A 22,737-nucleotide genomic window follows, 5' to 3' on the forward strand; every position below is an offset into this window, starting at 1 on the left:
GAAAGGGAATGCACAAAACAAAAAAACCATCTGCAATGCAGATGGCCATTATTTGAGTTAGCTAGTAAAATCTATTCCTTACCGGAAGAAATTCTTTTTTTAAGTGCATCGAACATGATTGGCGTTGCAATAAATACCGATGAATACGTACCAACAATTACACCAACGATCATTGCGAACATAAATCCTCTAAGCGATTCACCTCCAAAGATGAAAATGGCTAAAAGCACTATCAAGGTCGTTAATGAAGTATTTAATGTTCTACTCAGCGTACTATTCAATGCCTCATTCACATTGTTACCTTTATTCCATCCCTTTAGGTTCACAATCTCACGAATACGGTCAAAAACGACCACAGTATCATTTAAGGAATAACCGATTACGGTAAGAATAGCCGCTATAAATGCTTGGTCTATTTCCATATTAAAAGGCATCACAGCACTTGTAAGCGAGAAGATGCCTAATACTATCATAACATCATGAAAAACCGCAACAACAGCTCCTAATGAGAATTGCCATTTTCTAAAACGCAGTAAAATGTATAAGAATACTACCGCTAGCGATCCGATAATAGCCAATAATGCGTTTTTCTTGATATCATCAGCAATGGTAGGACCTACTTTTACAGACTGTAAAATTCCGATAGATTTTTCAGAAGCACCCACCGTAAAGTCTTCAAAAGAAGTACCATCCGGTAAATATTTTTGTAGCGATGTATAAAGCTTATTTTGAATTTCCGAGTCAACTTCAATACCCTCAACATCAACTTTATAAGCTGTGGTAACTTTAATCTGATTGGCATCACCAAATGTTTTTACACTGGCACTACCGAACACATCGTTCAATTCTGACGCTATCTCAGAAGGATTAACAGCCTGTTCAAAACGAATCTGGTACGAACGTCCACCAACAAAATCAACACCTTGCTGTAAGCCTTTTGTCAATAAAGAGAATGCTCCTACACCAACCAAGATTAAAGAGATAACGTAAGCGATTTTTCTTTTTCCTAAGAAATTAATGCTCATGTTCTTGAACAAGTTCTTGGTAATACCGGTTGAGAATTGTAAATCTCTTCCTTTTTTAGAAATGTACCAATCCACCAACAATCTTGTAATAAATATTGCTGTAAACAATGAGGTTACAATACCTATTAATAAGGTAGTTGCGAAACCTTTGATGGGTCCAGAACCGAATATGAAAAGAATAATTGCTGTTAAACCTGTTGTGATGTTTGCATCTAAAATTGAAGAAAGCGCGTTACTAAAACCATCGGCTACAGCTTGCGCCTTGCCTTTACCTCTATCCAACTCTTCTTTAATACGTTCAAAAATAAGTACGTTGGCATCAACCGACATACCAATGGTCAAGACAATACCCGCAATACCAGGTAAAGTCAATACAGCACCTAAACTGGTCAATACGCCAAAAATCAAGACGATGTTGAAAATCAAAGCAATGTCGGCGAAAATACCTGCTTTACCATAATAGAAAATCATCCATAGTAAAACAAAGGCCATTGCAATCATAAATGACATAAAACCACTATCAATTGCTTCTTGACCTAAAGAAGGGCCAACAACTTCTGATTGAATGATTTCTGCTGAAGCCGGTAATTTACCCGCTCTTAAAACGTTTGCAATATCTTTTGTTTCGTTAACTGTAAAGGTTCCTGTTATTTCTGAACGACCACCCGAGATTGGCCCGGTAGAAACACCTGGTGCAGTATATACTTTGTTATCTAAAACAATTGCAATGCCAGTTTGGTTATTGAAAGCGTCACCTGTTAAACGTTCCCATTCTTTAGCACCACGGGTATTCATGGTCATGCTAACCGCAGGCTTATTGAATTGGTCAAATGTATCCTGCGCATCAGAAACCACATCACCACTAATTCTTGGTGTATTATCACGATTGGATTGTAAAGCATAAAGCCCTACAAGTTCAGATTCTGCAGCAGGGCGTTCCCATGCAAACTTTACGAATTGAATATCAGCAGGAAGCAACCTTCTAATCTGCGGCATTTTTAAATATGAATCAATTGCCTCCATATCAGAAATGGCAACTCTAGCTATTGCATTGTTTGTGCCTGGCAATAGTTTGCTTAATAGCGGATTTGCTTCTGTAGTCAAATCCAAAGAATCTTGAGCAACATCCGACAACAAAGAATCTATTTCACTTTCTGGGGTCGATACTTCTTGTTCTTTTTCTTCGGGCTTTAGAATATCACGAAGACGCTCGTTAGCACTGACAAAAAACTGACCTAAACTTGGATTGTTCTGTGGGTAGGTTTCCCAAAACTCTAATTGTGCCGTACTTGAAAGCAGTTCTTGTGCACGATTGATATCGCGCGCTCCAGGCAGCTCTACCAAAATACGTCCAGAATTACCTTCTCTTTGAATATTCGGTTGTGTTACCCCAAAACCATCGATACGTTCTCTAAGAACCTCAAATGCAGAAACGATAGATTCATCAATTTTTTTACGGATAACAGGTTTAACCTCATCATCTGACATTTGAAAATTGATTACATCACTTAGTCCCTTATTGGCAAAAATGTCTGGTGAAGCCAATTTTGAATCTCCCTTTACATTGTCAAAAGCGTCAAAGAACAAATCCAAATAGGTATCATCACTACTTTTTGAAGCTTCATCAGCATCAGCAATGGCCTTATTAAAAATTGGACTTTTGGTGTTGTTTGCCAATCCTTTTAAAATGTCCTTTACGGATATCTGAAGTGTTACGTTAATACCACCTTTAAGGTCAAGACCCTTGTTGAGTTCACGTTTTTTGGCATCATCATAGCTGGTGTATCCTAAAATAGGATTTGCACCAATGGAGTCTAGATAAGAAGTTTCAATAGCTTCTCTCTTTGCTACATAGTCTTCTTCTCCCTCTGAAATCTGATTTACCGCATAGGTCTCGGCATCACCTTCAATCTTGCTTGTGATAAAAGTGTATGATAATTGATAGATGCTCACCAAACCAAAAAGGAATGCGAAAAGCTTTATAAGTCCTTTATTCTGCATTGATTACGATATTTTTCTTAAACAGCGTGCAAATATATCATTTCAAATAGGATTTGCCAATAGAATTCTCTTATTTGTAACGAGCTGTCCATCAAACAAAAATGCCACTCATCCCCTTTTGGGTTTGAAATGGCATTTATTTTTTAATCAATTGTTTTTATTACAGCTGCAACAATCCGTTAGTCTTTGTAACCCCTTCGGCACTTTCTTGCATCTTCGCTTTTTCGGCATCACTTAAATCGATAGCTACGATTTTTTCGATACCGTTCTTCCCTAAAATTACAGGAACTCCGATACAAATATCGTTTAGGCCATATTCACCTTCTAAAAAGGTAGAGCATGGAAACATTTTCTTCTGGTCACAAGCAATCGCTTGTACCAAACCAGAAACCGCTGCCCCTGGTGCATACCAGGCACTAGTACCCAATAGACTTGTTAAGGTAGCGCCGCCGACTTTAGTTTCTTGAACTACATAATCTAATTTTTCTTGAGATAAAAACTCTGAAGCCTTTACACTGTTGCGCGTAGCGTGACTAATTAAAGGTACCATGCCTTTATCACTATGGCCTCCGATTACCATGCCGTCTACATCAGAAATAGGAGCTTCTAAAGCTTCAGCCAAACGGTATTTAAAACGTGCACTATCCAGTGCCCCGCCCATACCTATAATTTTGTGTTTTGGAAGGTTCGTGGTTTTATGAACCAAGTAGGTCATTGTATCCATCGGATTACTGACCACAATCAATATCACATTTGGAGAATGCGCTATTAAACTTTGTGATACCGTTTTTACAATACCTGCATTGATACCAATCAATTCTTCACGGGTCATCCCCGGCTTTCTAGGAATACCAGATGTGATTACTGCAATATCACTATTTGCGGTTTTAGAATAATCGCTTGTGCTTCCGGTAATTTTAGTATCAAATCCATTCAAAGAAGCAGTTTGCATTAAATCCATGGCTTTACCTTCGGCATAACCTTCTTTAATATCTAGCAATACTACTTCTGATGCAAAATTTTTGATAGCTATGTATTCAGCGCAACTTGCGCCAACTGCTCCAGCTCCAACTACGGTAACTTTCATTTGTGTGTTTTTAAGAAGTTCTTGAATTTGGGGCAAAAATATGGATTTTTTAGGTCAAAATAGGTGAAGACTTTGATTATTAAAGACTACATAATTTCGTAGATATGTTAAAAAAAAGCACCCTTTAACGAAGAAATTATCTAAAAGTGGTCATACATCGAATTTTTGCAATACCAACTTGATTCTGACCGTTCTAATAGTCCCAAATTAAAAGACATAACCTACTTAATCATGAAAAAGTTCTTTTCATTATTGGCCATTTTGGCCCTTATTGCTGTGAGCAATTGTTCGGAAATACCCGAAAACAACGACCCTATTCTAGGCATTTGGTCCAAATCAGAAATTGCATCGGAAGGTGAAGAAAGCGGAGATAAGGTTCGACAAGAATGGATTTTCAACGATGCCTACCTAGGCCGATACCACAATTATACCAACGGTGATTTAGATTTCTACACGGATTTTAGTTGGAGCTTAGAAGGTGAAACCTACACCATAATTTATACCGGAACAGATAAACCTAAGGTACAGGTAAATCTTGAAGAAGCAGCTACACCAGAAAAGCTGGCGCTTGAAGACGGAGATATATTTGCCATTAGGGAATAGCATAGACACTGGATGCGAATGAAGGAAAAAGCCCTTAGTTTAATTACTATGGGCTTTTCTTATTTTTTGTTTTAAATTCTTCTACCTAACCTACCTAAGACCAAAGTTTATACCAGCTGTTAGCGTATTGAATTCTGCAATGTTATAATCTACGTTTAACCTAAAGAACCCTAATTTCAATTTGGTTCCCATGTTGGCAGTAACACCACTTACTTCTCTTCGAAGAGAGAAAGGATCGGTTACCGTTTCTTGAAATGGTCCAACACCCGCACTATAGGTTCCTAAAATATCAGTTTCAGAGTTTCCTGTAATATATCCTAAACCACCATAAAAATTGATAATGGGCAATTTAGTAGATGCCACGGCAGCAAAAGTCCATGTATTAAATGTAGTTTCTATTCTTTGATTTTCGCCTGGTAGCAAGCCTTGATCGGTAAAATCATAAGAAGCATTCAAATTGGTATACCCAATAACTGCTGATAGGGCAACGGGTAGAATTTTATCACCAGGAAGAATTTTCGTAAAATCATATTGTAATCCTGCACCAAAAAGCCCAAATTCTACATCATCATCAAAATTAATGCTCGGTAAAAATCGTGCTTTCACTTCTAATCCCTTCACAAGTCCAACGCTAGCTTGTAAAAAAGCTGATGGCACAAAATTAAGTCCTTCAGAAGCAAGACCAGAGGGTAAGGTAAATTCTTGAGGGTCTAACACACCATTTGGGTCTTCAACAAAAACACGTACCCCTTCAATATCACCAAGAGCAGAAGACACCAATTGTGTATCTGTTCTTGCATCATTGCCACCGACCAATTGTAAATTGGTGTAATTCGCTTCATCAAACAAGAATGCTTTTTTGTCCTCTTTATTTTTGAAACCCGTGATGTTACCTACAAGCGAAATTTCAAATCCACCGAGCGGTTTTGAATCTGCAGAGTTATACCATCCGTTCGCCATACTATAAATGGCGGCTTCGGACATAGGTCCGAAATAATCGTTACTAAAACGTTCGGCATCTTCTACACCAGCCGCGAAAACATCACTAAAATCTGATTGCGCACTTAGCCCTAAGGAAAAAACACCTACTATACCAAAAAGAATTATTCTCTTCATTTTGTAAAATTTTTCCTAAAACTAAAAAACTCGCCCTGTAGGAGCGAGTTTTTGTTGTGAACTGTCGTTATCTATGCATCAATGTTCGCATAAACGGCATTTTTCTCTATAAACTCTCTTCGCGGAGGTACCTCATCACCCATTAGCATGGAGAAAATACGGTCCGTTTCGGTAGCATTATCAATAGTAACTTGTCTTAGCGTTCTAAAAGCGGGATTCATAGTGGTATCCCACAATTGCTCCGCATTCATCTCACCGAGACCTTTATATCGCTGAATACCTGCTCCGCCGTTCATTGATTCTACTATTTCGTCACGTTCGGCATCCGTCCAAGCGTAACGCTTTTTAGAGCCTTTCTTGACCAAATATAGCGGAGGTGTAGCAATGTAAACGTGACCTCCTTCTATCAATTCTCTCATATAACGGAAGAAGAACGTTAAAATCAAAGTTTCAATATGGCTACCATCAACATCGGCATCACACATGATTACCACTTTATGGTAACGCAATTTTTCAAGATTCAATGCCTTACTGTCCTCTTCAGTGCCAATGGTTACACCAAGGGCCGTGTAGATATTCTTTATTTCCTCGTTCTCAAAAACCCTATGCTGCATAGCTTTCTCTACGTTAAGGATTTTACCCCTTAAAGGCAGAATAGCCTGAAACATTCTATCGCGACCTTGCTTAGCGGTACCACCTGCAGAATCACCCTCTACCAAAAACACTTCACAAAGTGCAGGATCTTGCTCAGAACAGTCAGATAATTTTCCTGGTAAGCCGCCAACGCTCATTACGGTTTTCCGCTGTACCATTTCACGGGCCTTTGTTGCGGCATGTCTTGCTTGAGCGGCAAGAATTACTTTTTGTACAATAATTTTCGCATCATCAGGATGTTCTTCCAAATAATTGGTCAACATTTCAGAAACTGCTTGGCTAACTGCCGAAGAAACCTCTCTGTTACCCAATTTTGTTTTGGTCTGACCCTCAAACTGAGGTTCCGCAACCTTAACAGAAACAATTGCTGTAAGTCCTTCCCTAAAGTCATCACCTTGAATTTCGAACTTAAGCTTATCTAACATTCCAGAATTATCGGCATATTTCTTCAAAGTAGACGTCAATCCCCTTCTAAAACCAGATAAGTGTGTTCCTCCCTCATGGGTATTGATATTATTCACGTAGGAATGTAAATTTTCAGAATACCCATTATTGTAGATCATAGCTACCTCAACAGGAATTCCGTTTTTCTCTCCTTCCATCGAAATCACACTCTGAATCAACGGTTCACGCGTGGCATCTAAAAACTTAACAAATTCCTTTAAACCTTCCGTAGAGCTAAATACTTCAGAAACAAATTCTCCTTTTTCGTCTTTTTGACGCCTATCGGTAATCGAAATGGTAACCCCTTTGTTCAAAAAAGAAAGCTCACGCATTCTATTTGAAAGCGTTTCATAGCTATACTCAATAGTTTGTGTGAAAATAGTGGTATCGGGCAAGAAAGTAACCTCTGTACCTCTATCTTCCTCCTTGCATTCTCCAATGGTCTTTACGGGGTACATTGCTTTACCTCGCTCATACTCTTGCTGCCAAATCTTGCCTTCTTTAAAAACCGTGGCCTTCAATTTGCATGACAATGCGTTCACACAAGATACACCAACACCATGCAGACCCCCTGATACCTTATAAGAGTCTTTATCAAATTTACCACCTGCACCAATTTTGGTCATTACAACCTCAAGTGCCGAAACGCCTTCTTTTTTATGTATACCAACAGGAATACCCCTACCGTTATCCCTAGTTGTTATGGAGTTATCTTCATTAATGGTGACGCTTATTGTATCACAATGCCCCCCCATGGCCTCATCTATGGAATTATCCACTACTTCATATACCAAATGGTGCAATCCTCTAACTCCAACATCACCAATATACATGGACGGACGCATGCGCACATGTTCCATACCCTCTAGAGCCTGAATACTGTCTGCGGAATAGTCTTTCATAGGAGTGTCGTCTTTCTGCCCAGAATCACTATTTTTTTTGATTTCTTCGTCTTCGTTTTTAGCTTCTTCGCTCATAGTTTTATAACTAAATTATTTTGCGTTTTTCAAATCTCACAAATATAACCAATACCCAGTAGAATTAGGGGTTTGTGATATTTTGACACCTCTAAGTTATTAACAATGATTGTGGAAAATATTATGCTATATTTCGTTGAAATTTATCCAAGAAAAAAACTTCCAAAACAAAAGAAGCGACAGTATCTGTCGCTTCTTATTAGCTAATAAAAATGATGTTCTCACGCTCACATATGAAAACAAATTATTTTACATATGCATCATCGTGCACATTGGCCACAGCTCTGCCCGAAGGGTCGTTCATGTTCTTAAATGCCTCATCCCATTCAAGCGCGATTTTAGTACTGCAAGCCACTGAAGGTTCTTGAGGAACGCTCAATGCTGCCGCATCTGAAGGAAAATGACTTTCAAAAATAGAACGGTAATAGTATTCTTCTTTAGAAGTTGGAGTCTGGATAGGGAATCTAAAATTGGCACTCTTTAATTGCTCATCACTTACTTCAGCGTTCACTACCTCTTTCAAGGTGTCTATCCAACTGTAGCCTACACCGTCCGAAAACTGTTCTTTCTGTCTCCAGGCAACGCTTTCTGGCAGGTAAGCTTCAAAAGCTTTACGAACCACCCATTTTTCCATTCGCTCGCCATTGATCATTTTATCTTTGGGATTGATACGCATGGCAACATCCATAAATTCTTTGTCCAAAAACGGAACTCTACCCTCAATGCCCCAGGCAGCGAGCGATTTATTGGCCCTTAGACAATCGTACATATGAAGCTTGTCCAATTTACGAACCGTCTCTTCATGAAAATCTTTTGGACTTGGAGCTTTGTGAAAATATAAATACCCACCAAAAAGCTCATCGGCCCCTTCACCAGAAAGTACCATTTTTATACCCATAGATTTTATGACACGTGCCATTAAATACATAGGTGTGGAAGCCCTTATTGTCGTTATATCATAAGTTTCTAGGTTGTAGATGACATCTTTTATGGCATCTAAACCTTCTTGAATGGTAAACTTTATCTCATGGTGTACCGTGCCAATATGGTCGGCCACTTTTTGTGCAGCAGCAAGATCCGGAGAGCCCTCTAGGCCAACAGAAAATGAGTGCAGTTGTGGCCACCAAGCATCTTTAGTACCACCTGATTCAATTCGTTTTTGTGAATATTTTTTTGCTAGTGCCGATGTAACGGAAGAATCCAAACCTCCGGAAAGTAAAACGCCATAAGGCACATCTGACATCAACTGTCTTTTCACCGCGGCATCCAAAGCATCATGAATCGCTTGAATACTGGTTTCATTTTCTTTTACAGCTTCATACACCATCCAATCGCGTTTGTACCAGCGCACAAATTCACCGTTAGCACTATGCATATAATGACCGGGAGGAAACAACTCTATCTTGGAGCAAGTCCCTTCCAAAGCTTTGAGTTCTGAAGCTACATAGAATGTACCGTGCTTATCCCATCCGATATATAGCGGAATTATACCCATATGATCTCTAGCGATAAAATATTCGTCTTTCTCTGTATCATATATCGCAAAACCAAAAATACCGTTCATTTCGTCCAAAAAATCAACTCCTTTTTCTTGATATAAGGCTAGAATGACCTCGCAATCGGATGCTGTTTTAAAATCATATTTTCCTTGAAATTGTTCTCGTAGCTCGGTATGGTTGTATATTTCTCCGTTAGCGGCCAAAACAAGTTTTCCATCAGTACTCAATAAAGGTTGCTTTCCGGATGCCGGATCAACAATGGCTAGCCGTTCGTGAGCCATTACAGCATTATCGCAAGCAAATATTCCACTCCAATCCGGACCACGATGTCTAATTTTTTTTGACATCTCCAATAGTTGAGGCCTAAGCAACTCAACGGGCTCTTTTACATCAAATGCACAAACAATACCACACATAATCTTTTCTTGATAACAATTAAGAGACAAAAATCACCTAATTATTACATTAATAAAACATAGTATTTAAATATACTTACATATTATAACTAAAAAATGACTTTTATACATTATTCGGAACAATAAGTGGATGAAAAAAAGTAAAATATTTCATTTTAGAAGAAGCCAAACTTTAACTTCTTTTTATAGCAAGTGGCCCAAAATATCAGGTAGTTTTGAAACTTAATAAATAATCTTAATTATGAAAAAAATAGTTGCTATTGCATTTTTTGCAATGACCTTAATTTTTAGTACCGAAGCCAAAGCCCAAAAATTTGGTGGCTTGGATAAAAGCCCCGCAGACATTGCCGCTTTTCCGTCCAGTTACAAAGTATCTGATAAAGCTGTAAAAGTTACCTATGGCAGACCTCAATTAAAAGGACGTACCATGTCCGATTTGGCACCTGCCGGTAAAGTATGGCGTACTGGAGCAAACGAGGCTCCTGAAATTACATTTTACAAAGACGTTAGCTTTGGAGGTAAAAGTGTAAAAGCAGGCACATATGCTTTGTTTACCATACCTGGAAACGGTGAATGGACCGTAATTTTAAACAACAATTTAAATCAATGGGGCGCTTATTCTTATGATAATGCTGCCGATGTGGTTCGAGTTAGTTCTAAAGTAAGTTCTGATTCTGAATCTTTAGAAGCTTTCTCTATCGCTTTTAAAGAAGTTAAGGGTGGAGCACATCTCGTAATGGGTTGGGGAACTACAAGAGTTGCTACGCCGATTATGTTTTAAACGAAATTTTATAAAATCGGAAAAGCCCCCAGACAGTTGTTTGGGGGCTTTTTTTGTAACAATCTTTCACTTTTTGTCATTTCGAATGCATATGAGAAATCTTATTCAGCTTAACAGATTTCTCAATCAATGCTTCGCATTTCATTTCGAAATGACTCTTTATAAACTCTCAAAATTTTATTGAAATAATTCTCGATAAATCATTACCAAGCCAATTACAAAAATTATCATTAAGCCAAAATATATTTCAATATCAAAAGATTTCTCAATAGGGCTCTTATCTTCATCTTCAAGATTATTTTTTCGAAGATGACTGAAATACCAGACAGAACCAATTACGATGAAAACACCTAATATAATCTTGTAGAAATTCATTATTTCACCTTCTCGCCCCCAACAAAAACCTGTTCTGCTTTTAGATTTGGAATTTGCGAGGTTGGAACTTCCATAATATTATCACTCAAAATCACGAAGTCGGCTTTTTTACCCACTTCTATGCTTCCTTTTTCGTCTTCTTCAAAATTAGAATAGGCGGCCCATATCGTCATTCCCTTTAAAGTTTCTTCTCTAGATAAAGCATCCTTCATTTGGTATCCTCCATCGGGATAAGTTTCTAAATCTTGTCTTGCCACCGCGGCATAAAATGTCAAAAACGGGCTTACTTTTTCTACCGGAAAATCAGTTCCTAAAACAACCATCCCGGCATTATCAAGTAGTGTCTTAAAAGCATAAGCTCCTTTTACACGCTCTTCGCCTAACCTATCTTCTGCCCAGTACATATCGCTAGTGGCATGTGTGGGTTGTATTGATGGAATAATACCAGTGCCAAAATATTGGAAGTCATTTTCTGATACTACCTGTGCGTGTTCTATTTTCCATCTTCTATCGGCACCATCGGGCAAGGCTTTCGCATAAGCCCTTAATACCGCAATATTTGCAGAATCTCCAATAGCATGGGTGTTCATTTGGTAATCTGAAGCAGCTATCCTTTTTGCCAGTGACTCAATGGCATCTACAGGAGTAATCATGGCTCCAAAATGTCCAGGTTTATCTGAATAGGGTTCACGTAAGGCAGCTCCTCGCGACCCCAAAGCGCCATCACCATATACTTTTACCGAGCGTACATTTAATTTATCCGTTTTTACGATACCTTTTGGTAAGTAGTAATCTAAATTTTCTTTGTTATTGCTGATCATGGCATACACCCGAATATCCAATTCACCAGCTTGCTGTAGGCTATCTATTAATTCAATGGTCTCTTTGTTTAGACCTGCATCGTTCACCGTAGTCAAACCGTAATCGAAACAAAGTTCTTGCGCATCTTTTAGCGCCTGAATCTGCGTTGCCCTGGTGGGTTTAGGAATTACGGCGTCTATCAAGCCCATAGGGTTGTCTACCAAAACTCCGGTGATATTTCCACTATTGTCTTTAACTATTTCGCCGCCTTCCACATTGGTTTCATTGTTTATTCCTGCTAAATCCAAAGCTTTTTGATTGACCAAATAGGCATGACCATCTACACGCTCTAGTACTACAGGAGTATCTGGGAATAGTTTATCTAGTTTGTCTTTTGTCGGGAATTCCTTTTCTTCCCAATCATTCTGGTCCCAGCCACGACCCTGAATAACGTTTGAAGGCTTTTCTTTATGAAAATTGGCAACTTTTTGAAGAATATCATCATAACTAGTTGTTCCGCGCAGATTGACAACTTGTTGGGTTAATCCCAAACCATAAAAATGACAGTGCGCATCAAATAAACCTGGAACAATAGTTTTACCCTTTGCATCTATTTCTTCTTTGGCCATGTAGTTTTCCAAATTATCTTCGGAAACCGCTACAAATTCACCATCTTTTATGGCCATGGCATTTGCTGTCGAAAAACTATCATCTACCGTATAAATATTGGCGTTGTAAATGATAAGATCGACTTCTTCTTTTGAATTGCAAGAAAAAAAAAGGACTAAAAATAAAAAAGTAAGAATGTGTATTTTCATTAGGAATTGACTTTCCCCAAAAATACACAATCAGATATAATGTTAGCTTTTTCTATTGGTTCTCTATGGTGGTCATCACAAATTCTACACGACGGTTAGCCTTTTCCTTGATCTTTCCGTTTCTAAGGGGCTTTGTATCACCTGCACCTTCCCAAACAACACGATTGTCATCAATACCTAACTTTTTAAGATATAGTGCAACCGCTCTAGCTCTTAGTGAAGAAATAAACTTGTTGTATTCAGGATTTCCAACATTATCAGAATGCCCGGTAATCTTCATTTGCACCTCAGCATTCTCTTTAAGGAACTTAAAGATTTTCTTTACACTAGCCACAGCTTCTTTATCGAGCTCATAGCCTTTAGGCTCAAATGGGTTACGCTCTAAAACATAAATTTTATCTTTTTCGTAGTTGATTCTCGGCTGTTCTTCAAGCATAAAATCATCTATATAATAATAAGAGAAGTCTTTGGATAAAACAGGCCCTGTTTTATTTAAGAGTGCCGTGCTATTGTTATTTTGAAAATTCCCTATGATGATATGTTCTTCAAAGCCCTTAGCCTCAAACTCGCCAGATAATGTTATCCAACCTTCGGTATCTGCCATTGAGTTATTCGGGGTGAGTTTTACCTCATAAAATTCTAGACCTTCTTGTAAATCTAATTTTGAAGGGGTAAGTGCAGAACTGTTAGGCACTCTAACCTTTGCATTGGTCAATACTATCGACATACCCTTTAAGACCAAACTTGATGCTTCGGCAAGACTCACCTTAAAAGAAACCTTATAAGGAAATTTACTTCGTAGGGTTTTTGCCGTATTTAACTGAATATATTCACGGTAATCGTTCAATGCATAAAAATACAGCCCGGCATATCCTTTGCCTTCAACGGCCTTTTGTGCTCCCTTGAAATTCTCAGGAACCGAAAAATCACCGGTACCACACTCATTAAAGTAATCGCCCGAACTGGAAGTTGGTAATGATACATCTTCGACCAGAACGTTAAAATTGGTAATGTTAGAAGGACACGCTTTGTAGTTTTCAAAGCTTGGATTAAGAATCAAGTTTTGCGCTGAGAGCGAAATACTTGATAAAAAAATGAAACCTAATACTATACGAGAATAAAAATGCACCATACCTTTATGTTAATTTTTGGTTCTCGTTCCGCATAAAAAACGCTGGTTTTATGGTATTATTGTTTGTCTACAAACTTTTGTAGCGATAACATTACCTGCAACCGAGACTACAAAAACATACTAATTATCAATAAAATACGTTATACTAGTCCAAATCTTATTGAAATGCACAAATTAACCCTTGTGCTCCTATTAACCTATATTCCGTTTTTTGGTATTTCCCAAAATACCATATCTGGAAAAGTTGTTGATGAGCTAGGTCTGCCAATTTATATGGCGTCTGTTGAAATTGACCAAACAGACGACATTACCTATACCAATTATGAAGGGGAGTTTACACTTACCAGCAAGAAGGATTTTCATTGGAAAGTGAATATCAAATCGAAAGGCTATAAATCAGAATCTTTTTTTGTACTAGGTGGCGGTAAAACGGAAAGCTTGATGCTCGAGTATGATGCAGAAATGCAAAGTATTTTAGAAAAAAAAGTTGGCTTCAATAAAAAACATTATCGAAAAACATTTTATAGATTTAACTTTTTATCGAAATCTAAGAAAGAATTCACATTGGTTTCAGGAGTCTATTTTAAACCATCCGACCAATTTTATTTTAGCCATTTTAACTAGATTACTAAAGAATTACTTAATTCTTATCTTCGAATTCAGTTATTACAAACTCAACTCTTCTGTTGGCATCTCTAGCTTTTTCCGTGTCATTTTTATAAAGAGGGCTTTTATCTCCTTTTCCTTCCCAATTTATACGGTCTGAGGCAATACCTCGTTCTTGTAAAAATAATGCAACAGCTCTGGCTCTTCTAGAGGACAAATATTGATTATAAAAATCACTCCCTACACTATCAGTATGACCTGAGATATGAAGCTGAACATTCGGATTTTTCCTTAAATAGTAAAATACATTAAGCACATCTTCTTTAGCCTTATCGGTCAGCTCGAAACTATCAAACTTAAATTGAAGCTTGTTTAAAACAAAAGGAGTATTCATAGCATATTCCTGCTTTTCTTCTAATTGTACAGAAACGTCATCTATATAATAATATGAAATTGGTCTTAGGGTACTCTTTTGTAAATCTAAACGAACGGTTCTAGAATCCTTATCATTTTTGAAATTGCCAAAAATCATATATTTTTCATAGCCCTTTGCTTCAAATTCAACTTCTAATAGTCCCCACTTTTCATAGTTGAATATTGATTCTTTTATTTCCAAATTTTGATATGAAAATTTTTTTACTTTAAAATGATTTAGCCTCTTTGGAGATAAATTTTCATTAATATTTAAGTCTAGTTCCTGCTGCGTAAAAAGAACAGAAACATTTTGAACAGCAAGCACTGAATTCTCCGCAATACATAATCGTATTGATGCTTTATATGTTTTCCCTTTTTTCAAAGATTCGCCCAATTCAAATTGAATGTACTCTCTATAGTTATTTGGACTATAAAGATATAAGCCGGCATAAGCATCTCCTTCGTAGGCAAATTGCTCTCCATTAAAATTCTTAGGAATCCCTAGCCCATTTAGTCCACATTCATGAAAATAATCTGTTGATCCTTTGGTCGGAGCTTTAATGTTTTTACAACTATCTTCAAGAGTACCCTTCTTTTTAGGACATTCTAGATAGCTTTCAAAGCTTCCATTCAAAACCAAATTTTGAGACCTTATAACTTTACATAGAAAGACTGAAAGTAGAATAAGAATAATTCTCTTATCGGGAGCCATATTTTAGATTTAGCTATAAACACCTACCTTCTAAAAGCATTTATAATAGTTATTGAATATTAAATAACGTATTAAAATTGTAAATATTATCTTACATTAATAGTAGTTTTATTCTTTTAAAATAAACTCTACCCTTCTATTTTTTTTTCTTCCTTCTTCACTGTTATTTGACAAAAGAGGTTTTGAACTGCCATAACCGATAACATCTATGCGTTCTTTACTCAAACCCAATTCAACAAGATACTTTGCAATAGATTCAGCTCTTTTTAAAGAAAGTAATTTATTATACCTCTTAGAGCCCCTATTGTCTGTATGACCTAGAATAGTAATATGGAGTCTTGGATTTTCATTTAGGTGGGTATACAATTCCTTAAGGGTGTTCGCCGAAATTTCATCTAATGAGAACACATCGAAATCAAACAATATATTTTCAAATTCATGCAGGGTCTCCAATTTAAACTTAGTTTGAACCTCTACATGCTCTCCTTTCAATAAAATTTCATCAATATAATAATATGCTCCTTTTTTTGATTCCTTTCTCTTGGTCTGCACTTTTCTGGTCAGTTTATTATTTCTAAGGTTGCCCAATACCAAAAATCGCTCGTAACCTTTTGCCACAAAAGAAACCGACACTTTCAGCCAGCTACTTTTATCCTCATGAAAATCTGGATGATTAATTTCAAAAGAATGGAATTTATTTCCCTCTACACTATACAATTGCCTTCTAGAGAGGTTTTTTTTAGTCTTTAAGGCTATTTGTTTGTATGAACAGACCACACCAAAATCTTTTACCGCAAAATCGGAACCTTCGGCTAAACTGATATAAAAACTTAATTGATATTCTTTATCTGGTCTAAGCTTTGTTTTTAACGCTACTTGAATATATTCTCGATAATCGCCAGGGGCATAAAAATAAAGTCCTGCGTATGCCTCACCATCTTTCGGGTGTTGGACTCCGTTAAAATTTTCTGGAGCACTCATTACCTTACTACAGGTATTAAAATAATCAGTAGTTCCTGCTGTCGGGGTTGACCATGATTTCACATGTTCATTAAATGTTCCTAAAATATTAGGGCATTCGTGGTAGTCTTCAAAGCTTGGATTTTTTACCAGATTTTGAGCAAAAACAGAACAAGTTTGAAAACAAAAAAGTACTACCCCTACATAGATAACCCAGCGCATACATTTCTAAGATAAGAAAATTGTCATGCTTGAGAAGACATTCTTATTTTCGCCTATTCTAGAAATCGAATTTATAGGATACCCCAGCCAAAGCTTGAAAACCTTGAACTTGAAAATTAGACCAGCGCTGGTAATTGTTATTCGCAATATTAGAAGCCTTCGCAAAAACTGAAAGTTGTTCATTAAAACGATAGCCTAGGTGAGCGTTGGCATCAAAAAAGCTTTCTAAAGTTACTATACTCGAAGGAAATAAGTTCGCAGGGGTATTTGGTTGGGCCGTAGCGACCAAGTCTTCACGTTCGCCAACAAAGAATAGATTGGCACCCATAAACCATTTATCCGAGATCTGATAATCCATGAATAGCGACCCTTTTAAATTAGGCAGGTTCCATGCGGGGTTATCAGTTTCTGTAGTGTAATCATACACCTCAGCATTAAGACCAAGAGTGAAATTTCGATTGACGTCTATGTTTAATTCTGCAAAAATTCCAAGTGTCTTTACATCGTCATAAAAAACTTGAAAAGAATTGCCCAAATTGTATCCCTTTTCATCATCACGGGCTAAGTTTTGCGGATTTAGCAAAAACAATGGCAACCTGTTTTCCGCTGTATATGATCCTTTAACATTGTAGCCCACGTTAGAAAATAACTGTCCTTTTAAACCAGCATAAGCCTCATATTGCCTATCGGTAGGTTGAATGTCTAAAGTCGGAGAAACGTAGGGGTTACTATTTACAAAATCATAGTATGAATTCTGTCTTAATTGCCCTTCCAATCCGCCGTAAGCGATAACCTGTTCATCTAAAACGCGGTAAGAAGCCGTGACTGCCGGATAGATGTAAAAATTACCGGCATTATTTTCCAAATCAGTTCCATAGACAAAATTGGCCCCAAGATTTAACGTCAAGTCATCACGTAAAACCAAAAGACTGGGGTTGACAGAAACTTGAAATAGACCATAATTTATTTCTTGGGTGTTCCCCGTATTATTTAAGCTTTCGTTCTTAAAAGTACCCCCGACATAGTCTAATTTGGTATTAATGGTCACCAATTCTTCGGTTATAGGCAATTCTATTGATGGTTCTAGCAACACTCTATTCTCACCAGATTCAACGGCATCCCAAAATCTTCGAAGTAAAATTTTACCACTTTTAAAGAAAGAATCTTCTAAATTCAAATGCGCTTTGGCCTCGGCATTAAAATAGTTTTGTTGTTCATCTACACCTGCTAACTGTGCCTCGGTAAATGTTCCGCGTTCTATACCGTACCAATTGTACTGTTGATGTTGCAAACCAATACTAGCTCCCCAATCCCTATCACGGTCTTTCTTGGCATAGGAAACATCAAATTTTGTATCATAAAAATCGGTCTCTAGCGGAGTACTATCGATATTGCCTCTAGAAGAATGATGGCTCAAGCCAAAATCCAATAAATCTTCACCCCTATTAAACTCTCTACTTGTATAAAAATCTACAAGGGCATTATTAAAATTTCCTAATCCGACGGAAGCGTATGAATTATATAAAGTTGGTGGAGGCGTTTTCTCTACACGAGAGGCTTGCCCTTTTGCCGGGGTAAATGTAGATGCTACCGGCACAGAGAAAATACTATAGGTAATCGGCTTTTTTTGAAGCACTATGGAATCATTCAAGCTAGGAACAGACTTTATTTTAAAGGCATCTGAGACGGTAGGTGAATATGGTTTTACCACAGTTACCGTCTCAGTACCAATATCGTCAGTTTTCTGGGCCTGAACCACCCCAAATAGGCTCAAAACAATGATGGAAAATAGTAGATATGACTTAAACATCTTTTTCTTTTTAGTTCTCGTTCGGATTGACTGATGAATTTATTTCTGCTTCTCTTGACTTTATCAATGCAAGTTCTCCTCTAGCCTCTGCAACAATATCATTGAACTCTGCAAAATTTTCAATAACGCTTTCTAAAATATATGTAGCCTGAAAAGCATCGCCTAAAGCATAAAAGTTTTTAGCCATTAGTACGAGCCCCTTTCCGCCCCATTCTTTATACGAAGCATAGTCTTTAGCCAATTTTTGAACTGAGGTATTAGAAGCTTCAAAATCTTGATTCTTATTTTTAAAATACGCATCGTAATACCAGGCCTCGGCAGCAGTTTCTCCTGTTGCAATTTTCTTCACCTCAGAAAAAGCAAGCTCGGCCCTTTGCTCGTCGCCTGTTTCGATTGCAGAACGCGCTATCATTATCTGGGCATCGCTTTTGATGCGGTTGTCTATTTTTGGAGCATTCAATACCTTTTCGGCATAAATCAATGTTTGTTCGTAATTCTTTTGACCGTAATAGCCTTTCATTAAATTCGACTGGGCAAAAGTTCTATTCTGATCAATCTCAGCGGCGTTTTCAAGCTGTTGTAAATACGGAATGGCACTTTCGTAGTCTTGTCTTCCAACATAAATTTCACATACTCTTGTGAGCGCTTGTTCGGTATATTCTCCGAAATCATTCTGGGCAACTATTTTGAATTTTGACAACGCTTTTTCTTTATCTCCTTTAGAAAAATACAATTGCGCAAGATTAAAATTGGCCTTGGTCGCTTCCAATCCATTGGGGAATTCCTTTAAATAGTCTTCATAAGAACGAATAGCTGCTTCTCTGTTACCTTGAGCATATTTTCTATCTGCCGCTTCAAAACTTGCGGCATCTAGTTCAGAATCGGTTACCTCAACAAAGTCAAGGTTTCTGACCCAAGCCGCATATTCGCTAACCCTTCCTAAATCCACATAGACCAATTTTGCAGTTGCCACCGCTTGTTTGGCTTCAGGAGTGTTCGGATACTCAGAAACAACGTTTCGCAATTTGGTCAATGCCTGCTCATTTCTGTTTGCATTGTAGTGGACCAAGCCTTGCCGCAATAAAGCCCTGGGTGCAAATTTACTTCTGCTAAACTGAGCAATAAGCTTGTCGTAAGCCTCAAGGCCCTGTCTTTCTTGGTCCGTTTTAACATAGGTATTACCCAATTCAAAAAGCGCATCATCTCGTAAAGCGGACTTCGGATAACGATTTATAAATTGATTGAGGCCTTCTATTTTAGCCTTATTATTTCCTAAAAAACCATTACAAATCGCTTTTTGAAACGCGGCATAATCACGTTCGGGACCATCAAGTTTTGACGCTTCATCATAAGCGGATATGGCGGCTTTATAACTACTGGTTACAAAGTAACTATCTCCTAATCTTAGATAAGCATCGTTGACCAAACCTTCATCTTCATTATTCTTAATACTATTTTTAAAGAAGGTTACTGCATTTTTATAATTTTTTATCTTAAAGTAGCAATACCCCAAATTGTAGTCGAGTTGTTTGTATTCTTCAACATTTTTAGCATTGGTATTCTTTCTGAATTGCTCAAAACCAACTAGGGCATCATCGAAACGGTTCAAACGATACGCAGACTCTGCCTTCCAATATTGAGAACGTGCCTCATATATAGGGCTTTCAGATTTTTTGAGTGATTTTGAAAAACGCTCCAAAGCCTCTTCATACTTGTTATCGATAAAAAGTTCTACTCCACTATAAAAAGCCACTTTTTGATACGTTTCATCACTTGCGTAACCAGAATTTTTCTCCAGAAGTGTTAGGGCGCCTTCAAAATTTTTGGAAGTAATGTATGAGTCTACTAGTAGCTCTTGCAGTTCTTCTCGATGCTCATCTTTAGGGTACTTGTCTAAATAGGCAGTCATTACCTGCGGAACCGGTTCATAGGCATTGCCTATATCATAACTTAAACGAGCGTAGTTAAGTAGCGCATCTTTTTCAATCTCTGCATTAAAATCCATTTGGGAGGCATTTCTAAAAGCATTAAGCGCTTCCGATTTTTTGTCCAACTTTAAATAACACTCCGCCAAATGATAATAGGCATTTTGCGCAACGCTATTGTCGCCTCCAATAATTTTATTGAATTGCCCTATTGCCGATTCAAAATCACCTTGCTTATAGTAACTATATCCCAAGAGATAATAGTCCGTATTATTAAATCGACCTCTTTTTCCCTTGTATTGTTTTAAATACGGAATGGCCTCACCATACTTTTCTAGATTAAAATAGCTTTCACCGATAATTTTATTTAATTCAGAAATCTCTCTTCTGTCCGATTTTGGCAACTGCTTTTTTGCCATTTCTATGGCCTTCTCAAAATTACCCAGCTTAAAATTTAAATCGGCTTGATAATACGAAAGCTTTTCTTCTAGAAGTTTAGGGTCCGTTATCTTATCGAAACGTGCGTTGGCCTCTTCATAATCGTCTTGTTCATAGGCAATATAACCCAAGTAGTACTTTGCTTGAGAACCGTATTTTGCAGAGTTACTTACCCTACTTAAATAGCTTTCGGCTTCCTTTGGTTTTTTAGATGCATAAAGCGAGTAGCCGTTGTTAAAGTTGAAACGCTCTTCGTCTTTTTTTGACATGGCAGTTTTATCAACTTTGTTATACCATTTTAAGGCATACGGATACTTGCCTGTTTCAAAATAATAATCAGCCACATCCATGAAGGCAGAATTTCTTTTGGTAGATGTGGGGTAACGTTCCACAAAATCTTCCATTAACTTATCTGCACCACGTTGGTTTAATCGAATCGCAGCATTAGCAGCATAGTAACTGCTATTGGCTTCGGTTTCATAATCGTCGGTAGATGATTTTACTTTCTCGAACAAAGCCTGTGCTGCCTGATACTGTTGATTATTATACAGTGCCAAAGCATCTTGAAATTGTTTCTTTCCGTGATTGTATATTTTGGTTTCCTGTGCAGTGCACAAAAGGCTAAATCCTAAGAAAAATAGGAAAAGAAATGCAGTGATTCTCCGATTCATAGTGTTCTACGCTGTTCTCGATTGATGATACCATAACGTCAAAATCCGCGCCAAAGTATATTTAATGTTTTTCAAAATTTAAGATTCGTAGAATTTATAGAACTTCGTACCTTTAATTGCTTAAAGATATAAAATGCCCGAAACGATACTAAAACTGCAGGATGTTGCCATTTTTCAAAATGAAAATCTCATACTTAACAATGTAACTCTTGAGGTAAAAAAAGGAGATTTTGTTTACGTAATCGGTAAAACTGGAAGCGGTAAAAGTAGTTTCATGAAAACGCTTTATGGTGACATACCCTTAAAACAGGGCTATGGTAGTGTTGTAGATTTTAATCTGAAGTCTTTAGAAGAAAAACAGATACCATTTCTAAGAAGAAAATTAGGCATCGTTTTTCAAGACTTTAAATTATTGTCTGACAGAAACATCAATAACAATTTAAAGTTTGTGCTAAAAGCTACGGGCTGGACAGATACTTCAAAAATGGATGCAAAGATTGAAGAAGTTCTTGATAAGGTAGGTATGAAAACCAAAGGTTTTAAATTTCCGCATGAGCTTTCCGGAGGTGAACAGCAGCGCATTGCCATCGCTAGGGCGCTACTGAATGACCCTGAACTAATTCTCGCCGATGAACCTACAGGTAACCTTGATCCGCAGACCAGTGTTGAAGTTATGCGGGTATTGCAAGAAATTAATGAAAGTGGGCGCACAATTATTATGGCTACTCATGATTATGCACTTATTTTAAAATACCCACACAAAACTTTAAAGTGTGATAATAGTAAGATGTTCGAGGTAATACAAAAAGCGGTTTAAAATGGTCTACAAAGAAATTGAAGGAGAAAAGCCAAAACGTAAAAACCCCCTAATCGGATTGGTTCTACTATTGATTTCTATAGCTTTATTATTTACAACAGGGCTATTTGGGTTTGTTTTTGGACTTCTTCATCAGCTTTTCACCAAAGGGTTAAGAGGAATTGGGGAATACGCGCTAAAAATTGCTATTTCTATAGATCAATTAGGCAATGTAATGATGCAGCATCTATTTAATCTTATTTGGATTAAAAAAGGAGGGTATAAATTCGGAAATAGAGATGAAACCATTTCTAGCGTACTCGGAAAAAACAAACAATTAGAGATGTTGACCAGTTTTGGAAAAGCAATAGATTATATTTTGGATTTTATAGACCCAAATCACTCTTTAAATTCTATAGATTACTTCATTGAGCCTTTAGAAGAAACACTTTAA

17 protein-coding genes are annotated in these 22,737 nt (G+C 37.3%); 5 read left to right on the top strand and 12 right to left on the bottom strand.

Features of this window, described 5'->3' with window-relative positions; all coding sequences use genetic code 11:
- Nucleotides 1–71: 71 nt before the first annotated feature.
- Both secDF and ACFSQJ_RS03475 read right to left on the bottom strand, forming a co-directional pair.
- Entirely contained in the window at nt 72–3,026 is a 2,955-nt protein-coding gene (gene secDF, locus ACFSQJ_RS03470) for a protein translocase subunit SecDF (protein WP_377765567.1), read from the bottom strand.
- A 160-nt stretch (nt 3,027–3,186) separates the two neighbouring features.
- Entirely contained in the window at nt 3,187–4,113 is a 927-nt protein-coding gene (locus ACFSQJ_RS03475) for a malate dehydrogenase (RefSeq protein WP_377765569.1), read from the bottom strand.
- Between the two features lie 231 nt (nt 4,114–4,344).
- Here ACFSQJ_RS03475 and ACFSQJ_RS03480 point away from each other — a divergent pair, with 231 nt between their 5' ends.
- Nucleotides 4,345–4,716 (top strand): hypothetical protein, encoded by a 372-nt coding sequence (locus ACFSQJ_RS03480; protein WP_377765570.1) that lies wholly within the window; start codon nt 4,345–4,347, stop codon nt 4,714–4,716.
- Between the two features lie 90 nt (nt 4,717–4,806).
- Here ACFSQJ_RS03480 and ACFSQJ_RS03485 read toward each other — a convergent pair whose 3' ends face one another.
- The 3 genes from ACFSQJ_RS03485 to asnB form a co-directional block, all read right to left on the bottom strand.
- On the bottom strand, nt 4,807–5,832 hold the full coding sequence (locus tag ACFSQJ_RS03485; protein ID WP_377765572.1) for a DUF6588 family protein: 1,026 nt from the start codon (nt 5,830–5,832) through the stop codon (nt 4,807–4,809).
- 71 nt (nt 5,833–5,903) lie between these two features.
- Nucleotides 5,904–7,832 carry a DNA topoisomerase (ATP-hydrolyzing) subunit B gene (gyrB, locus tag ACFSQJ_RS03490; protein ID WP_377765797.1) on the bottom strand — a complete coding sequence of 643 codons (1,929 nt, stop codon included), beginning with the start codon at nt 7,830–7,832 and terminating at the stop codon, nt 5,904–5,906.
- Between the two features lie 319 nt (nt 7,833–8,151).
- Entirely contained in the window at nt 8,152–9,822 is a 1,671-nt protein-coding gene (gene asnB, locus ACFSQJ_RS03495; RefSeq protein ID WP_377765574.1) for an asparagine synthase B, read from the bottom strand.
- Nucleotides 9,823–10,063: 241 nt separating this feature from the next.
- On the opposite strand from asnB, the gene ACFSQJ_RS03500 reads away from it, so the two are divergent.
- The gene (locus ACFSQJ_RS03500; protein WP_377765576.1) at nt 10,064–10,603 is read left to right on the top strand and encodes a DUF2911 domain-containing protein; all 540 of its coding nucleotides are present in this window, start codon (nt 10,064–10,066) and stop codon (nt 10,601–10,603) included.
- Between the two features lie 177 nt (nt 10,604–10,780).
- On the opposite strand, the gene ACFSQJ_RS03505 is transcribed toward ACFSQJ_RS03500, so the two are convergent.
- Genes ACFSQJ_RS03505 through ACFSQJ_RS03515 form a run of 3 tightly spaced genes read right to left on the bottom strand, consistent with a single transcriptional unit; the run spans nt 10,781 to nt 13,729 of the window.
- Nucleotides 10,781–10,978 carry a hypothetical protein gene (locus tag ACFSQJ_RS03505; RefSeq protein WP_377765578.1) on the bottom strand — a complete coding sequence of 66 codons (198 nt, stop codon included), beginning with the start codon at nt 10,976–10,978 and terminating at the stop codon, nt 10,781–10,783.
- Nucleotides 10,978–12,597: an amidohydrolase gene (locus ACFSQJ_RS03510; protein ID WP_377765580.1), complete on the bottom strand. Its 1,620-nt coding sequence runs from the start codon at nt 12,595–12,597 to the stop codon at nt 10,978–10,980. The genes ACFSQJ_RS03505 and ACFSQJ_RS03510 overlap by 1 nt, the downstream gene beginning before the upstream one ends.
- A gap of 52 nt (nt 12,598–12,649) precedes the next feature.
- Entirely contained in the window at nt 12,650–13,729 is a 1,080-nt protein-coding gene (locus ACFSQJ_RS03515) for an OmpA family protein (protein WP_377765582.1), read from the bottom strand.
- A 165-nt stretch (nt 13,730–13,894) separates the two neighbouring features.
- Here ACFSQJ_RS03515 and ACFSQJ_RS03520 point away from each other — a divergent pair, with 165 nt between their 5' ends.
- The gene (locus tag ACFSQJ_RS03520; protein ID WP_377765584.1) at nt 13,895–14,353 is read left to right on the top strand and encodes a carboxypeptidase-like regulatory domain-containing protein; all 459 of its coding nucleotides are present in this window, start codon (nt 13,895–13,897) and stop codon (nt 14,351–14,353) included.
- Nucleotides 14,354–14,369: 16 nt separating this feature from the next.
- Here the strand turns inward: ACFSQJ_RS03520 and ACFSQJ_RS03525 are convergent, their stop codons facing one another.
- The 4 genes from ACFSQJ_RS03525 to ACFSQJ_RS03540 form a co-directional block, all read right to left on the bottom strand.
- Complete coding sequence (locus ACFSQJ_RS03525; protein WP_377765586.1) at nt 14,370–15,461, bottom strand: OmpA family protein; 1,092 nt, start codon at nt 15,459–15,461, stop codon at nt 14,370–14,372.
- A gap of 108 nt (nt 15,462–15,569) precedes the next feature.
- A complete protein-coding gene (locus ACFSQJ_RS03530; protein ID WP_377765588.1) occupies nt 15,570–16,643 on the bottom strand; it encodes an OmpA family protein in 1,074 nt (357 codons plus the stop codon).
- Between the two features lie 58 nt (nt 16,644–16,701).
- Nucleotides 16,702–18,453 (bottom strand): TonB-dependent receptor, encoded by a 1,752-nt coding sequence (locus ACFSQJ_RS03535; RefSeq protein ID WP_377765590.1) that lies wholly within the window; start codon nt 18,451–18,453, stop codon nt 16,702–16,704.
- 10 nt (nt 18,454–18,463) lie between these two features.
- Nucleotides 18,464–21,487, bottom strand: coding sequence for a tetratricopeptide repeat protein (locus tag ACFSQJ_RS03540; RefSeq protein WP_377765592.1), 3,024 nt, complete (start codon nt 21,485–21,487; stop codon nt 18,464–18,466).
- A gap of 133 nt (nt 21,488–21,620) precedes the next feature.
- On the opposite strand from ACFSQJ_RS03540, the gene ACFSQJ_RS03545 reads away from it, so the two are divergent.
- Nucleotides 21,621–22,304 carry a cell division ATP-binding protein FtsE gene (locus ACFSQJ_RS03545; RefSeq protein ID WP_377765594.1) on the top strand — a complete coding sequence of 228 codons (684 nt, stop codon included), beginning with the start codon at nt 21,621–21,623 and terminating at the stop codon, nt 22,302–22,304.
- Between the two features lies 1 nt (nt 22,305).
- Nucleotides 22,306–22,737 (top strand): hypothetical protein, encoded by a 432-nt coding sequence (locus ACFSQJ_RS03550; RefSeq protein WP_377765596.1) that lies wholly within the window; start codon nt 22,306–22,308, stop codon nt 22,735–22,737.

Origin of the sequence: Croceitalea marina (genome assembly GCF_042684265.1) — a bacterium.
GTDB lineage: Bacteria > Bacteroidota > Bacteroidia > Flavobacteriales > Flavobacteriaceae > Croceitalea > Croceitalea marina.

Bases quoted from the DNA above. Each gene is read 5' to 3' on its own strand.
- ACFSQJ_RS03480 (WP_377765570.1), top strand. From the start codon at position 4,345: ATGAAAAAGTTCTTTTCATTATTGGCCATTTTGGCCCTTATTGCTGTG.
- ACFSQJ_RS03545 (WP_377765594.1), top strand. From the start codon at position 21,621: ATGCCCGAAACGATACTAAAACTGCAGGATGTTGCCATTTTTCAAAAT.
- ACFSQJ_RS03475 (WP_377765569.1), bottom strand. From the start codon at position 4,113: ATGAAAGTTACCGTAGTTGGAGCTGGAGCAGTTGGCGCAAGTTGCGCT.
- gyrB (WP_377765797.1), bottom strand. From the start codon at position 7,832: ATGAAAGACTATTCCGCAGACAGTATTCAGGCTCTAGAGGGTATGGAA.
- ACFSQJ_RS03510 (WP_377765580.1), bottom strand. From the start codon at position 12,597: ATGAAAATACACATTCTTACTTTTTTATTTTTAGTCCTTTTTTTTTCT.
- ACFSQJ_RS03485 (WP_377765572.1), bottom strand. From the start codon at position 5,832: ATGAAGAGAATAATTCTTTTTGGTATAGTAGGTGTTTTTTCCTTAGGG.
- ACFSQJ_RS03535 (WP_377765590.1), bottom strand. From the start codon at position 18,453: ATGTTTAAGTCATATCTACTATTTTCCATCATTGTTTTGAGCCTATTT.
- ACFSQJ_RS03550 (WP_377765596.1), top strand. From the start codon at position 22,306: ATGGTCTACAAAGAAATTGAAGGAGAAAAGCCAAAACGTAAAAACCCC.
- ACFSQJ_RS03515 (WP_377765582.1), bottom strand. From the start codon at position 13,729: ATGGTGCATTTTTATTCTCGTATAGTATTAGGTTTCATTTTTTTATCA.
- secDF (WP_377765567.1), bottom strand. From the start codon at position 3,026: ATGCAGAATAAAGGACTTATAAAGCTTTTCGCATTCCTTTTTGGTTTG.
- ACFSQJ_RS03520 (WP_377765584.1), top strand. From the start codon at position 13,895: ATGCACAAATTAACCCTTGTGCTCCTATTAACCTATATTCCGTTTTTT.
- ACFSQJ_RS03525 (WP_377765586.1), bottom strand. From the start codon at position 15,461: ATGGCTCCCGATAAGAGAATTATTCTTATTCTACTTTCAGTCTTTCTA.
- ACFSQJ_RS03540 (WP_377765592.1), bottom strand. From the start codon at position 21,487: ATGAATCGGAGAATCACTGCATTTCTTTTCCTATTTTTCTTAGGATTT.
- ACFSQJ_RS03505 (WP_377765578.1), bottom strand. From the start codon at position 10,978: ATGAATTTCTACAAGATTATATTAGGTGTTTTCATCGTAATTGGTTCT.
- ACFSQJ_RS03530 (WP_377765588.1), bottom strand. From the start codon at position 16,643: ATGCGCTGGGTTATCTATGTAGGGGTAGTACTTTTTTGTTTTCAAACT.
- asnB (WP_377765574.1), bottom strand. From the start codon at position 9,822: ATGTGTGGTATTGTTTGTGCATTTGATGTAAAAGAGCCCGTTGAGTTG.
- ACFSQJ_RS03500 (WP_377765576.1), top strand. From the start codon at position 10,064: ATGAAAAAAATAGTTGCTATTGCATTTTTTGCAATGACCTTAATTTTT.